Raw genomic sequence first — 15,110 nt, 5'->3', positions numbered from 1 at the left:
AGCTTGTTTTTTGGGTAAATGTATATGTCAGGCATATTTCTGTTTGCCAATCTGGGAATAAAATACTATATGAAAACTTTATCTTTGCAGTTATCCTGAAATCGGTATAGACTGATAGCTGCCTTAAATAGGCGTGGTTTAAAATTGGATAAAAGAACTGGGGCTCCTCTCAATACATGTGACCCAGCAGGAGCTTTATAGTAAGCGATATTGGAGGACTTATGAGCAAGAAAACATCATTTATTCACAAATTTCAATCAACCTGGAAAAAGCTACATTTAACGCAAGTATCCATATTATTGGCATCCACATTAGTTTTAGCATTTCTAAGCTTCGTTTATTTTTCATACAAAGATGCGGATATAAGTGCGCTTGAAGCCGGGTTGGCGCAGTCTACAATTATTTATGACGCCAATGGAGAAATTGCCAGCAAGATTTCGGCAAATAAAAATGAAGGGATTTCGATTGACCAAGTTCCGGATCATATGAAGGATGCTGTCATTGCCATTGAAGATCACCGTTTTTATGAGCATGGCGGCATTGATTTAAAGGGAATAGGCCGAGCATTTTTCACAAACATGAAGGCAGGGGAAATTGTTGAGGGGGGCAGCACGCTTACCCAGCAGCTGACGAAAAACGCCCTTCTGTCTTCAGAGAAAACTTATAAGCGAAAATTGGAAGAATTCTTTCTCGCATTGGAAATTGAAAAAGAATATAGCAAAGATGAAATTTTACAAATGTATTTAAATCAGGTTTATTTTGGAGAAGGGGCATGGGGCATTAAGCGGGCCGCTATGAAATACTATGCAAAAGATGTGCAGGACCTGACTATAAGCGAAGCAGCTTTGCTGGCCGGTTTGGTAAAAGCTCCTTCAGCAATTAATCCATATCAAAGTGAAGAGAAGGCAATTGAACGAAGAAACATAGTCCTTGACCGAATGAAGGAGCACAACTTTATTACTAAAAAGGAATGGGAAAAAGCGAAAAACGAACAGCTCGTATTTGATGACAGCGGCAGCGATCCTTTTAAGGGGAAATTCCCTTATTATGTAGATGTGGTACTGGAGGAAGCTATCAAGAAATATCATCTATCACTTGATGAGCTGCTTAGCGACGGTTATCAAATCTATACTGAATTGGATCAGGAGATGCAAACCAGTGTAGAAGAAACTTATAGAAATGATTCCCTTTTCCCTCAAGGCACTGGGGATCAAATGGTTCAAAGCGGAGCCATCCTGCTTGATCCTCAAAATGGCGGCATCCGTGCTCTTGCTGGCGGCAGGGGGGAGCATACCCTTTTAGGCCATAACCGTGCAGTTCATGGGGTGGGACAGCCGGGGTCAACAATGAAACCTATCGTTCCTTACACAGCTGCCCTGGAAATGGGCTGGAACATAACTGATGAAATAAAAGATGAAAAAATGACTTTTGGAAAAGATTATGAGCCAAATAATTATAATGGCCAATTCCGCGGGAATGTTCCAATGTATGAAGCAGTCAAGGACTCTTTAAATGTTCCTGCAGTATGGCTGCTTGATGAAATCGGTATGGATAAAGGTGTAGATGCTGCAAAGCGGTTTGGAATACCGGATGAAGCCATAAACCGGAATCTCGCGCTTGCGCTGGGAGGCACGAGTGAGAATGTTTCACCGTTAACAATGGCCCAGGCGTATGCAGTCTTTGCAAATGGCGGCGAAAGGCCCGAAGCTCACTCTATTACTAAAATAGTAGATAAAGATGGCGAGACAGTTGCAGAATGGACAGGAAAGAATACAAGAGTCATATCTAAGGACGTAGCGGAGAAAGTTACAACGATGCTGCTGGGGGTAGTCCAGCATGGAACGGGCAAGGCTGCCCAGATTCCCGGCAGAGAAGTAGCCGGAAAAACTGGAAGCACACAAATGACAATAGAAGGGATAGACGGGGTTAAAGACCAATGGTTTGTCGGGTATACACCACAGCTGGTCGGTGCTGTGTGGGTAGGGCATGATAAAACAGATGCAAATAATTACCTTACTACATCCAGCAGTGAAGGAACGGCGCCAATATTCCGGGAAATCATGTCGGGGGCCCTTAAGAATCAGGAACCTGAGTCATTTAATGTTCCACAAATTGCTGCTCTTATGGAGCAAAGACAAAGGGAGCAGCAAAGAAAAGCATGGGAGGAAAACATTAAAAAGGAAGCAGAAAAGATAAAAGAAAAGATTGAAAAGGAAAAAGAAAAATGGCAAAAGAAATGGAATAAAGAGAAAGAAAAGGGAAAAGGAAAAGATAAAGAAAAGAAGAATGATTAAAAGTATAAAATCTTCAGAGTACGGTTGAAAAGCTGTACTCTTTTTTATGCCTTTTGGAGTAATGCATTATGGCAGAACAAATAAAAATTCTATGATGATTTGGCAGGGGGAAGTGCTGGCAAGGCTGTTAAGCGCGGAAGGCGTAAAAGCTCCTTTTCTATATTGGACCGTTCCACACTGCCTTCTCAAAGGGATGATACCATAACCTTTCAGCTCCTGGAATGGCATAAGGAATTGATTTAAAGTATTTTACCATGCTGCAAAAAGAAGGGGAATGGGCAGTTTCCGAGAAAGTATCCCAGTACAGGGCATATAAATAGGGTGAACTGGATGAACTACATTAAAAGCAGGTTTTCAGCGTGTAAAATGGTTCTATCCGGAAGAAAAGGGATTTTAAAAAGCCAATGGCGATTGCCTATAAATAAAATTAAAAGGCCTGCAGGCAGGCCTTTTTTAACAGTTATTTATGAATTAGAATAACCAGCTAATTAAAGCGCCGATTACCACAATAGCTCCAACAACCATAAAAATAGTGCGTATCATTCAAATTCACCCCGATCCTATTGCAATGTAAATAATCTGTATAGTTTACTTAGATTTGAATTGTTTCTGAAGAATTGATGAAACGCTTCTCTGTCATGCGCAGTACTGAAATATGGCTTGTGCACATTTCCTTAATCTTTTCAAGATGATCCTGGACTTCATTTCCTTCTACAATAATTTTTAGTGTCGTTTGCGATTTAACAGTCAGCAAGAATGAAACCAATTTGGACAAGTTTGAGGCATCTACAGCTTTATGCTTGCTGTATAAATATGTAGAGCCTTTAAATTGTTTTGATGCCTGATAGATTTCCAGCATTTTCTTCATGGTGAATTTATTTTGTACTAGAACGTTGGTAGAAATAATTTCTTTCATTTTTTAAATCTCCTTTTTAAAAGTTTTTATATTAATCGATTAATAGGTGATGTCGTTTGTACTAGGAATTTACCCAGGGGGAAGAAAAGGTAAACCACACATCGATAAAGTGTGAATAATTACCTGTGTTTTTTCCAATTAACGGTATAGTGCGGTTTATTCAAAGGTTGCACTGAAAGTCGGCCAATAGATAAGATAGTAGAAGGAATTGATGTTTAGAAGGGAGAAATTCATGCTAACTCTTATAAAAAATGGTGAAATTTATGCTCCTAAATATTTAGGGAAAAAAGATCTTTTAATCGTTAATGACAAAATCGGTTTTATTCAAGATTCCATACAAAAACCTAAGGGCTTCGTTAATATCGAAGTAGTTGAAGCAGAAGGAAAGATTATTGTCCCAGGTTTCATTGATTCACATGTACATATAATAGGGGGCGGCGGGGAAGGCAGCTATAAAACCCGAACTCCTGAAATACAGCTGACAGACGCCACTTTATCAGGTATTACTACATTGGTAGGGGTTATCGGTACAGACGGCACCACTAGGACAATGGCCAGCCTTATTGCAAAAGCAAGAGGGCTGGAAGAGGAAGGAATCACCTGTTATGTTCAGACAGGCTCGTACCAGGTGCCTGTCAAAACACTGACAGGCAAGATTGAGGACGATCTTATCCTTGTGGATAATATTATTGGGGTTGGGGAAATAGCCATTGCTGATCATCGTTCATCCCAGCCAACAGTTGAAGAAATGGCGAAAATTGCCTCAGCTGCCCGGATTGGCGGGATGCTCTCCGGTAAAGCCGGCATCGTGAATGTCCATGTTGGTGACAGTTTTGATCACTTGAAGCTGATTGAAGAAGTAGTGGATAACTCGGATATACCAATCAAGCAGTTCTATCCAACCCATATCAACCGCAATCCTCATTTATTTGAAGAGGGTATTCGATATGCCCGAAAAGGCGGTTTTGTCGACTTTACGACAAGCAGCATTCCAAAGTTTTTTGAGGAAGGGGAGGTTAAATGCAGCGTTGGCCTTAAGAAAATGCTTAGTGAAGGAGTACCAATTTCACGCATTACATTTACTTCTGACGGACAAGCGAGCCTGCCGGACTTCAATGAACATGGCGAGTTAATCGGACTTCAAATCGGCAAAGTCTCTACACTTTATAAAGAAGTCCGTGATGCCATTTTTAATGAGGGTATTTCCATTGAAGATGCTATCTCTGTTATTACCCAAAACCCAGCTTCCATTTTAAAGCTTCATCGCAAGGGATCAGTAGAGGCAGGAAAGGATGCAGACCTGGTGTTATTAAATAAAGAAGATCTGTCAATCCATTCTGTATTTGCCCTCGGCAGAAAAATGGCTGAGAATGGGGAAGCGCTTATTAAAGGGACATTTGAATAAAACCAGAATAGGTTTGGACTGTAAAGGTTCAAGCCTTTTAATATGGTTGGGACCGTAAAATTCGTAAAGTTGATGATATATAGCCGCAGTTGACGATATTTTTCCAAAAGTTGATGATAAATTCCACTCCGACTCAGTTTGAATAGTAAAGTCCTCTAAATAGCTTTTAATAGGGGTTAAAACTAACCGTTTTATATAATGGTTTTGAAGGCAAACTTATTTTACCCACTGAGTTGATTAGCGGAGGGCACTTGACTCCTCGAAAAGAGGCAGCTTTATTATAGCTGCCTCTTTTGCGGAAAATACGTATCTCTTCCTTACGCTATTATTTGCTGCAGCCGTTGGTTTGCCTTTAGTAAATATCGCAATAGGGGGATGGATGCCAAGCATTGTTGATCCCAAAATGATGGGAAGGGTTCAGGGTTGGATCAGCCCTTTAATGATGCTCTCCCAATCCATAACACTCGGCTTCATAGCTGTAAGCTTCCCGTCATTACTTAAAGTTGAGATGCTGTATTGGATGGTGGGCGGCTGCTTGTCGCTCGTGGGTGTGTTTTACAGCCTGGTATTGCCAAAGTTAACCAAAAAAAACGAAAAAAATATAAAATCGCATTCTTTGGAACAAACTGGTACAGTATAATGAATTAATAGGATAAAAGCCCTTTAATAGGGGCTTTTTATATTTTGACTGTGTTAAAAATCAATGTTGATTTTAGCACTCTGTTGACTGGAGCGGAAGACGCGAGATCCTCGGAAATGTATTCGCATTTCCTTCGTGCGCGTCTATTTGAGGATGACTATTCAATGTCCTGCGGGAAGTGCGGATCAAAGGGAGCCCCCCAGATTTATTGCTTGAGGAGGCACCCGGACCGTTCGCGGAGAGGGAGTGCCTGGAGCAGAAATCAACAGGCGAATTTAATAGAGCCTATAGTTTAAGAAATAATTTTTAAAAATAATGAACGAATTAATCTCTTGAGCGTCTTATGAGTGAAATAAACTGTTAACAATGGGATGATGGGGAAGAGAGGATAGAAGCTGATGGAGGAGAAAGACCTTATTATAAGTGCAAAACGAGGAGATCAGCTCGCTTTTGCCATGCTTTTTAAAAATAACTATCCCTTTCTGGTTAAGTACTTAATCAAAATTACAATGAATCCTGACACAGCTGAAGAGCTCGCTCAGGAAACGATGGCCAAATGTGTTGAAAAAATCGGCATGTTTAATGGAAAAGCCAAATTTTCCTCCTGGCTTCTATCGATTGCGACCAATTTATATATTGATCAGCAGCGGAAGTCACAAAGAGAAAAAAATTGGAAAAATCAGGAGGGAGCATCCAGGAGGATGAAGTGGCATCTTGAAAGCCGAAATGAGGAATGGAATGATGCATTATCAGCTCTTGGAAAGCTTAAAGAAGATATCCGAATTCCTATTATTCTTAAACATTATTACGGCTATTCTTATGAAGAAATAGGAGAGTTGATGAAAATACCTGCTGGTACCGTTAAATCAAGGGTGCATAACGGGATCATGGCTGTAAGAGAGGAGTTGAAACTTCATGACGAACCGAAAAGTGCTGCCGCTCGAACACGAACATCAAGATGAAAACGATTTGGCTGCTATAAAGGAGATAGAGGACGGATTGAACTTGCTGGAAAAAAATGTCCCGGTATACACACCTGATCTGCAATTCTTTGAACAGTTGGTTACTGACCAAAAGCAAATCATGAAAAAGAAACTAATGAGGGATTTGGCCATCTTTATAGTTGTTGCGCTCCTTGTCGTAAGTTCTGTTTTATTTATGCTGTACCAGCTTCCGGTTGTCTTTTTTATTTTGCAGGGAATTGTTACTGTTTTTATTATTGCTTATAGTACAGTCAGCTTTGTTAAGCAGGTGAATGGTACATGAATAACGAAGAAATTTCCCTTCCTTTACTAATAGTTGTCGGGATCATTTTAATTGCACAGAGCACCTTTTTATTTTTGGATGCAAGAAAGCACGGGCATAATTATTGGCTATGGGGAATAATTGGCTTAATTCAGGTACCAATGCCGACACTGTTTTATTTGATCTTTGTCAGAAAGATTTGGCAGAAAAAAGATAAGTATTGAGGGATGGAAGGATGAAAAAGTTAAAACAAATGCTGCTGCTCACAGCTACAGGCGGGCAGCTCCTGGGAATTGCTATGCTGTTCATTAATATTAAAGCAGCGATCATGTTTTATATTTTATATGCAGTGATGATTTTTGCGATTTTTATTGTGCTGCTGGCTGAGAGAAGAAAAGAAAAAGAGGGGGATGACCGGAATGATTATCGTAACTACTGATATGGTCCATGGAAAAGAAATTAAAGAAATAAAAGGATTTGTAAGAGGCAGTACCGTACAGACCAAACATATCGGAAAAGATTTATTGGCTGGATTAAAAACGATTGTAGGCGGAGAAATTGGCGAGTATACAGAGATGATGGATGAAGCAAGGCAAAAGGCAATTGGCAGAATGGTGGAGGATGCCAGGGAAAAAGGGGCAAATGCCATCATTGGCATGCGCCTTCAAACTTCGGCTGTTATGCAAAATGCTGCTGAAATTATCGCCTATGGAACAGCAGCAGTTGTTGAAGAATAATAGGAAAGCTGACCAGCTGAATTCGGCTGGTTTTTTTATGGCTCTCAAACAAATGAAAGGAAAAAGAGGCTGTCTGGTTTTTGTATGTAAAAAAGAGGGAAGGTATTGGTAGGATATAAGAACCTGGCAGAAACTACTTGATAAAAACTAATGAATATTATGTGATTTTATAAGCTTTTTTTGTTGAAATCCATTAAAATAGAGTGAAACTTCTTTTATGTAATCACACTTTAATAAAATGACGCTGGAAAAAGGATAGGAGTTTTATATGCTATATTACCGCACCTATGTGAAAGACGAATCTTTGCCCTGGGTAACCTTTGTGCATGGCGCAGGGGGAAGCTCTGCCATTTGGTATAAACAAATGAGGGCCTATAAAAAGTATTTTAATGTACTGCTGGTAGATTTGCGTGGCCATGGGCAGTCCGGCAAAGGCACTTGGGAGGATGGGGATCATTTCTCAGAAGTGTCCCGAGAAATTCTTGATGTGCTGGATCATTTGCATATCGAAGAATCCCATTTTGTTGGAATATCTCTGGGAACCATTGTGATTCAAACGATCGCCCAGGAGCACCCTGCGAGAGTTGCTTCCATGATTCTTGGCGGAGCCATCACGGAATTGAATTGGCGGACAAGGTTTCTAATTGCCATTGCCAATGCCACAAAGTACATACTGCCTTATATGCTTCTTTACCGCTTGTTTGCCTGGATCATTATGCCAAAGAATAACCATCTTGAATCAAGACATGCTTTTGTAAGGCAGGCAGCGAAAATGTGCCAAAAGGAATTTATCAATTGGCTATCACTGACCAAGTCGGTGAATCCTTACCTTGAAAAACTCCAATCGAGCATTTCCCATATTCCCACCCTTTTCATTATGGGGCAGGAGGACCACTTGTTTATTAAGTCTGTTAAAACAATCGCCCAAAAAGCAAAAACGGCTACATTTAAGGTAATTAAAGGTGCGGGGCATGTCTGCAATATTGACGAACCGGACTTATTTAATCAGATTACGATTGAATTTATCAATAGACAAAAGAGAAGACTTGCTTCATAAGAGCAAATGCTAAGCGCCGAGGAGGCTCCTGAGACTGCCCCTCGGAAAGCTATCACCTGCAACGGAAATCAACAGACAAGGTTTTGAATGTTAATTATATTTAAACAGAAACAAAGTATGCAAAATCAGTCATTCAAAAAAGATCCTTACTAATAGGGATCTTTTTTTGAATGACAGAAAATTTTAAAGAATGAGAAAAAGGCTGATTGACTTTTTGGAAAAGCGATGATAATCTTACCAATATGGAAAATAATGAAAAGGAGGGGTACAAAATGATCTTAATCCATCATCTTCAGAAAATAGCTGAATACAGAAAAATTGTAGCCTCTCCTATGAATAAATAAAATTGTAAGCAGTTTTTTTCTGCACTTTTTTAAGGAGCACAGGTTACGATTCGTAACGTGCGCTCTTTTGTCTTTTTAGGACATATCGCATGCCGCGGTATGTCCTTTTTTTTGCCTTAATGAGCAATACCAACTTTGATAACTGTCTAGCTTTGGCGCCCTATCGACTCGACGTGCTTCCTTCACCTCGTCTACGACGACGCACAGGATGTGCTAGTAAGGCGAGGCGCACAGGACGTGCGCGTTTCCGAGCGTTATAAGTCAACATCGAATCGCTAACGCTCTTCGTGTTTCCTTTATCTCACAAAAGGAACTCAGACTAAGAACGCCACGTCCTGTGGCAACGTCTGAGTGACCTACAACCTGTGGGCCTCAGTCCACCACGCTCCGTCGATGGGCAACGGCGCCTCCGCTTTTCTGGGGACCTGCAGGCTATGCCTGTTTCCATAAACTATTGCGTGAAAAAGCGCGCTGCTGCTGAACGGCAGAAAACAAACAAAAAGGAGGAATTTTACATGAGTGCATTAAGAATGGAAAGAAAAGCAGCTTTGCCAGAGGATCTCGATGGCGGCTAGTTAAGGATCAGTTATTGGATAGGTGAAGCAACGGATTGAATTAGATATTTAATCCTTGGGCTTCCTGCGGAGAGGGGAGAGAACTTTGTTTTCAATTTTAGGGAAATTAAGCTGGTTTTTTAAAGAAAACTGGAAAAGGTATGCGGTAGCAATCACCCTGTTAATCATTGTCGGCATTCTGGATGTGATGCCTCCAAGGCTTGTAGGGATGGCAATTGACGATATTCACCTGGGTGAAATGGATCGTGCAAAAATTATAGAGTACCTGGGTTTATTGGCAGTAATAACTATAGTGTCCTATGCCATTACGTATATTTGGATGTATCAGCTCTTTGGCGGGGCATTTCTGGTAGAAAGAAAGCTGAGGACACAATTTATGGGCCATTTGCTGAAAATGACTCCAACATTTTTTGAAAAGAATCGTACCGGTGACTTAATGGCCAGGGCGACAAATGATTTAAAAGCCATTTCGGTCACAGCTGGATTTGGGATACTAACACTCGTGGATTCAAGTGTTTTTATGCTGACAATTCTGTGTACTATGGGGTTTTTAGTGAGCTGGAAATTAACATTTGCAGCCATTTTACCTCTGCCTATTATGGCTTATTTAATAAAGGTATACGGCAAGAAGATCCATACCCGATTTATGAGTGCTCAGGATGCATTTGGAGAACTGAATGACCGGGTCCTTGAATCGGTTTCGGGAGTGAGGGTTGTGCGCGCTTATGTACAGGAAAGAGCCGATCAGCAGCGCTTCCATAATCTTACCGAGGATGTTTATAAGAAAAATATTCAAGTGGCCAAAATTGACTCTCTGTTTGAGCCAACCATAAAAGTCATAGTCGGTCTAAGTTATCTTATTGGGCTTGGATACGGGGCTTATCTTGTTTTCAGTCAATCTATTACATTAGGCCAACTTGTTTCTTTCAATGTGTATTTAGGAATGCTGATTTGGCCGATGTTTGCAATCGGAGAATTAATCAATGTGATGCAAAGAGGAAACGCCTCACTCGATCGGGTACAGGAAACTTTATCTGCAAAACAGGATATAAAAAATCCGGAAGAACCTTCCGTTGTTGAAACACCAGATAGTGTTTCTTTTGCAGATGTACACTTCCAATATCCTTCATCTAAAGCAGCAAACTTAAAAGAGATACATTTGCATATAGAGCGGGGGGAAACGCTGGGAATTGTCGGGAAAACAGGCAGCGGGAAAACCACTTTTATTAAACAGCTGTTGAGGGAGTATCCTTCGGGAACCGGTACACTTGCAATTGCAAATGTACCGATTGAAGATCAGGAACTAGAGAGAACAAGGGGCTGGATCGGTTATGTTCCCCAGGATCACGTTCTGTTTTCAAGAACCGTACGTGAAAACATCCTTTTTGGAAAAAAGGATGCGACGGAAGAGGATATGCAAAAGGCCATTGATTTGGCAGCCTTCCGCAAAGACCTGGAGATGCTTCCGGAAGGGCTGGAAACGCTTGTCGGCGAAAAAGGGGTTGCCTTATCAGGAGGTCAAAAACAACGAATTTCCATCGCTCGTGCACTTGTAAAAGATCCGGAAATTCTTATACTGGATGACTCGCTGTCAGCAGTTGATGCAAAAACGGAGAAAAGAATCATCGATAATATCCGATCTGAACGAAAGAATAGAACTACGATCATCACAACCCATCGGATGTCAGCTGTCCAGCATGCTGACCACATTATCGTCCTCGATGAAGGAGCAATTATTGAAGAAGGCACACATGAGGGGCTAATGGCCAGGAATGGCTGGTATAAGGAGCAATATGAAAGGCAGCAAACCCAGGCTGCTGCAGAAGAGGAGGTGCTCTCATGACCACAGGGAAGCGGTTATTCCACTATGCACTTCATTATAAAAAAATGATTATTGCTGCTTTGCTGATGCTAACGGTAGCTGTTGCAGCGGATCTCGCAGGGCCATTTATCGCGAAGAAAATGATTGATGACCATATCCTTGGCATAGAATCTGTCTGGTACCAGACAGAGGGGGACAAAGAGGCAGTACCGTATGATGGCCATTTTTATAAAAAAGAACAAAATATCTCCAATGGAGAGAAAAGAATAGATCAGGCCCGCATCCTTCAGGTGGGCAGCCAATTTATTTTTGTAAATGGGGAAGTTGCTTTTGATGGGAACAGAGCCTTTAAAGATGGCACGCTCGTAATAGAAAAGGGCGGTCAAACAGAAGCTTATGAAGGAAAGGTATTAACCAGTGATGAATTAATGCAATTTTACAGGCCGGAGATTCCGCAGATTTTTAAGCTGCTGGCCTTTTACTTTGGTATGCTGGTTATAGCTGCATTCTTTCAATACGGGCAGCGCTTTTATCTCCAGAAGTCGGCAAACAGAATTATTCAAAAAATGCGGAAGGATGTATTTGGGCAAATCCAAAGGCTTCAAATCGGTTATTTTGATAATTTGCCGGCCGGCAAGGTGGTCGCAAGGATTACCAACGATACGGAAGCAATTCGCGAATTATACGTAACCGTATTGGCCACTTTCTTTACAAGCGCCATTTATATTTCTGGTATTTATATCGCTTTATTTATTCTGAATGCCAAGCTTGCTGCGATCTGTTTAATCCTGCTGCCGATTCTTTATGTATGGACGTCCGTGTACCGTAAATATGCATCCAAATACAATCACGTCATCCGGTCCAGGGTTAGCGATATTAACGGAATGATTAACGAATCGATTCAGGGAATGAACATCATCCAGGCATTCGGCCGGGAAAAAGAGACACAAAAGGATTTTGAAAAGCTGAACACAGAGCATTTTACGTATCAAAATAAACTTCTAAGCCTGAATTCGCTGACCTCCCATAATTTAACCGGAGTGTTAAGAAATATAGTATTCGTAGCCTTTATCTGGTATTTCGGGGGAGAATCCTTAAAAGCATCATCTGTTATCTCACTCGGAATGCTGTACGCCTTTGTCGACTATATTAATCGTCTATTCCAGCCTGTACAGGGTATTGTCAATCAGTTGGCCAATTTGGAACAGGCCCTTGTAGCGGGAGACAGGGTATTTAGCCTGCTTGATGAAGAAGGCATTGATATAAGCGATAAACAAATCCCTCGATATAAAGGAAATGTTACATTCGAACATGTGCATTTTGGCTATAAAGAGAGTGAATATGTATTAAAGGATATCAACTTTGAAGCGAAGCACGGAGAAACAGTGGCGCTGGTCGGACATACCGGATCAGGAAAAAGCTCAATCATGAATTTGCTGTTCCGTTTTTATGATTGCCAGGAAGGCAGGATCATGATTGATGGCATGGATATTAACGAAGTTCCTAGGCAGGAGCTGCGCAAACATATGGGCATCGTTCTGCAGGACCCGTTCCTGTTTACCGGCACCATCGCTTCAAACGTCAGCCTTGATGACCCCAATATCTCACGTGAAAAAGTGGAAAAGGCTCTGAAGGATGTTGGGGCAGATAAAATTTTTAAGCATCTTGAGAAAGGCTTTGATGAGCCAGTTATTGAAAAAGGCAGTACGCTATCAAGCGGGCAAAGACAGCTCATTTCCTTTGCGCGGGCATTGGCCTTTGACCCCTCGATTTTGATACTGGATGAAGCAACCTCAAGCATTGATACCGAAACGGAAATGATCATTCAGGAAGCTATGGATGTACTGAAAAAGGGAAGAACAACATTTATCATCGCCCACCGCTTGTCAACCATCCGCAACGCAGATCAAATCCTCGTTCTGGACCGCGGAAAAATAGTTGAAAAGGGAACCCACGATGAATTAATGATGCAGAAGAGCAAGTATTACCAAATGTACCAGCTCCAGCAAGGATCGACGCTTGCCGGGTAAGAATAGAAAGCGCCGATGAGCGCTTTCTATATAAACTTGTCAGTAGAAATATGGAGGCAAGAACCTGATTGGTGAGAGTTAAAACAATTTTCAACGAAACCGGGATTTTTAAAGCAAAACTCGTTTTACTGCAAAAAATATATAAGTAAAAACTCAGAAATTAACGGAGAAGCTAATCTTAGCAGCGACATTGCGATTTTGGATTAACTCTTTTTCCAGGTATCAGTGAAATTCGGGTTTTATCCGCGGAAATTTAAATAATAACTGCGAAAAACTCACTTTATCCGCGTAATGATATTTAATTAGCCTTTTATAATAAGAGCACTGTCTTGTTCATACAAAATTCAAATCTCTGACACAGAATCGTGCCAAGACAAATGTTCCGGATAAGAAATTCCATGATAGTTTTAAACTATCATACATATCTGGAGGGATGAACGTGGAAGAGTTTTCTATTACCCTTGCGATAGCAAGTATTATGGTACTTGGTTATTTCATCGGTTATACGATTGTAAAAGCATAGCTGCCGGCTGCTTCAGCCAGGCGGTTTTTTTTGTGGCCAAATTCTCATTCAATTCAAATTTAATCATTAAAGTTTGAAATTCAGGGAAAAGAATATATATGTAGCATAGTGAAATTTTAAGGAGGTATGAAGTTTGGCTGATTATCGGATCGAGAGGGATACGCTCGGTGAGGTTATGGTTCCTGCTGGTAAATATTGGGGAGCGCAAACGCAGCGGAGCAAGGATAATTTTAAGATCGGCATTGAAAAAATGCCGCTGGAAGTCATTTATGCTTTTGCAATAGTTAAACGTGCCTCTGCAGTGGTTAACAATCAACTTGGCAAGCTGCCGGATGAGAAAAAAGAAGTGATCACAAAAGCATGTGATGAAATTATTGAACACAAATTCGATAGCCATTTTCCTTTGGCAGTCTGGCAGACAGGAAGCGGCACACAATCAAATATGAATGTGAATGAGGTTGTGGCGAAAAGGGCAAATGAGATATTGGAAGAGCAAGGACACTCAGGCATTAAAGTACATCCAAATGATGATGTCAATATGTCTCAAAGTTCAAATGACACGTTCCCGACAGCGATGCATATAGCTGCCTATACCGAAGTGGCTGAAAAGCTGCTTCCTTCATTGCGTGAATTAAAAAAGACAATTGAAACAAAAGAAAATGCCTATAAAGATATTGTGAAAATAGGAAGAACCCATTTGCAGGATGCAACTCCGCTTACGTTGGGGCAGGAAATCAGCGGATGGCGTGCAATGATCGAAAAGAACGAAAAAATGCTGGAGGAATCAAGGCAGTACCTTCTGGACCTAGCAATTGGGGGCACTGCGGTAGGAACAGGCATTAATGCAGATAAAACATTCGGAGAGAAAATGGCAAAGGAAATCTCCAACCTTACAGGATATCCATTCCGCTCTTCCGAGAATAAATTCCAGGCACTGACCAGCCATAATGAAATCGTCCATGTTCACGGTACATTAAAAGCCCTTGGAGCTGATCTTATGAAGATTGCCAACGATGTACGCTGGCTGGCAAGCGGCCCCCGCAGCGGGATAGGAGAACTAGCAATCCCTGCTAATGAACCGGGAAGTTCTATTATGCCGGGAAAAGTAAATCCCACTCAAAGTGAAGCCCTGACTATGGTGGTATGCCAGGTTTTCGGAAATGATGCTTCCATCGGATTTGCTGCAAGCCAGGGCAATTTCGAACTAAACGTATTTAAACCAGTTATCATTTATAATCTCCTTCAAAGCATCAGCATTCTTGCAGATGGAATGGCTTCATTTAATGAAAAATGCATGGCCGGACTAGAAGCAAATGAAGAAGTAATTCATGGTCATGTAGAAAGGTCGCTAATGCTGGTAACTGCCCTTAATCCCCATATTGGATATGAAAAAGCTGCGGAAATAGCGAAGCTGGCTTTTAAGGAAAATACAACATTAAAACAAGCTGCATTAAAAACCGGCTATATTACGGAAGCACAATATGATGAGTGGGTTGTACCGGAAAAGATGGTGTAAATGTAA

13 protein-coding genes and 1 pseudogene are annotated in these 15,110 nt (G+C 41.1%); 13 read left to right on the top strand and 1 reads right to left on the bottom strand.

All coding sequences use genetic code 11. From position 1 onward, the window contains the following. Positions 1–221 precede the first annotated feature (221 nt). On the top strand, positions 222–2,294 hold the full coding sequence (locus DFO73_RS14670; RefSeq protein WP_110065495.1) for a transglycosylase domain-containing protein: 2,073 nt from the start codon (positions 222–224) through the stop codon (positions 2,292–2,294). 592 nt (positions 2,295–2,886) lie between these two features. Here the strand turns inward: DFO73_RS14670 and DFO73_RS14665 are convergent. After that, complete coding sequence (locus DFO73_RS14665) at positions 2,887–3,210, bottom strand: HPr family phosphocarrier protein (RefSeq protein WP_110065494.1); 324 nt, start codon at positions 3,208–3,210, stop codon at positions 2,887–2,889. Positions 3,211–3,442: 232 nt separating this feature from the next. Here DFO73_RS14665 and iadA point away from each other — a divergent pair, with 232 nt between their 5' ends. The 12 genes and pseudogenes from iadA to fumC all read left to right on the top strand — a co-directional run bounded on the left by iadA (position 3,443) and on the right by fumC (position 15,104). Continuing rightward, on the top strand, positions 3,443–4,615 hold the full coding sequence (iadA, locus tag DFO73_RS14660; protein WP_110065493.1) for a beta-aspartyl-peptidase: 1,173 nt from the start codon (positions 3,443–3,445) through the stop codon (positions 4,613–4,615). Between the two features lie 268 nt (positions 4,616–4,883). After that, positions 4,884–5,255, top strand: a pseudogene (locus DFO73_RS14655) (MFS transporter); the annotation flags it as partial. A gap of 398 nt (positions 5,256–5,653) precedes the next feature. Continuing rightward, positions 5,654–6,217 carry an RNA polymerase sigma factor SigY gene (gene sigY / locus DFO73_RS14650; RefSeq protein ID WP_110065492.1) on the top strand — a complete coding sequence of 188 codons (564 nt, stop codon included), beginning with the start codon at positions 5,654–5,656 and terminating at the stop codon, positions 6,215–6,217. Further along, positions 6,171–6,521 (top strand): YxlC family protein, encoded by a 351-nt coding sequence (locus DFO73_RS14645; RefSeq protein ID WP_110065491.1) that lies wholly within the window; start codon positions 6,171–6,173, stop codon positions 6,519–6,521. The genes sigY and DFO73_RS14645 overlap by 47 nt, the downstream gene beginning before the upstream one ends. Further along, positions 6,518–6,724 (top strand): sigma-Y antisigma factor component, encoded by a 207-nt coding sequence (locus DFO73_RS14640; RefSeq protein WP_110065490.1) that lies wholly within the window; start codon positions 6,518–6,520, stop codon positions 6,722–6,724. Before DFO73_RS14645 ends, DFO73_RS14640 begins: the two co-directional genes overlap by 4 nt. 11 nt (positions 6,725–6,735) lie before the next feature. Beyond that, positions 6,736–6,939 (top strand): hypothetical protein, encoded by a 204-nt coding sequence (locus DFO73_RS14635; RefSeq protein WP_110065489.1) that lies wholly within the window; start codon positions 6,736–6,738, stop codon positions 6,937–6,939. Beyond that, a complete protein-coding gene (locus DFO73_RS14630; protein ID WP_110065488.1) occupies positions 6,920–7,237 on the top strand; it encodes a YbjQ family protein in 318 nt (105 codons plus the stop codon). The genes DFO73_RS14635 and DFO73_RS14630 overlap by 20 nt, the downstream gene beginning before the upstream one ends. Before the next feature lie 268 nt (positions 7,238–7,505). Next, positions 7,506–8,294 carry an alpha/beta fold hydrolase gene (locus tag DFO73_RS14625; RefSeq protein WP_110065487.1) on the top strand — a complete coding sequence of 263 codons (789 nt, stop codon included), beginning with the start codon at positions 7,506–7,508 and terminating at the stop codon, positions 8,292–8,294. Positions 8,295–9,072: 778 nt separating this feature from the next. Then, entirely contained in the window at positions 9,073–9,213 is a 141-nt protein-coding gene (locus tag DFO73_RS28730; RefSeq protein WP_181396028.1) for a hypothetical protein, read from the top strand. An 85-nt stretch (positions 9,214–9,298) separates the two neighbouring features. Then, positions 9,299–11,056 carry an ABC transporter ATP-binding protein gene (locus tag DFO73_RS14620; protein WP_110065486.1) on the top strand — a complete coding sequence of 586 codons (1,758 nt, stop codon included), beginning with the start codon at positions 9,299–9,301 and terminating at the stop codon, positions 11,054–11,056. Next, positions 11,053–13,065, top strand: coding sequence for an ABC transporter ATP-binding protein (locus tag DFO73_RS14615; protein WP_110065485.1), 2,013 nt, complete (start codon positions 11,053–11,055; stop codon positions 13,063–13,065). Before DFO73_RS14620 ends, DFO73_RS14615 begins: the two co-directional genes overlap by 4 nt. 656 nt (positions 13,066–13,721) lie before the next feature. Next, on the top strand, positions 13,722–15,104 hold the full coding sequence (fumC, locus tag DFO73_RS14610; RefSeq protein WP_110065484.1) for a class II fumarate hydratase: 1,383 nt from the start codon (positions 13,722–13,724) through the stop codon (positions 15,102–15,104). Positions 15,105–15,110: the final 6 nt, after the last annotated feature.

It is taken from the genome of Cytobacillus oceanisediminis (genome assembly GCF_003182355.1).
Lineage (GTDB): Bacteria > Bacillota > Bacilli > Bacillales > Cytobacillaceae > Cytobacillus > Cytobacillus oceanisediminis_A.
Note: the sequence above shows the minus strand (reverse complement) of the source record. Positions and strands in the feature narration are given on the sequence as shown.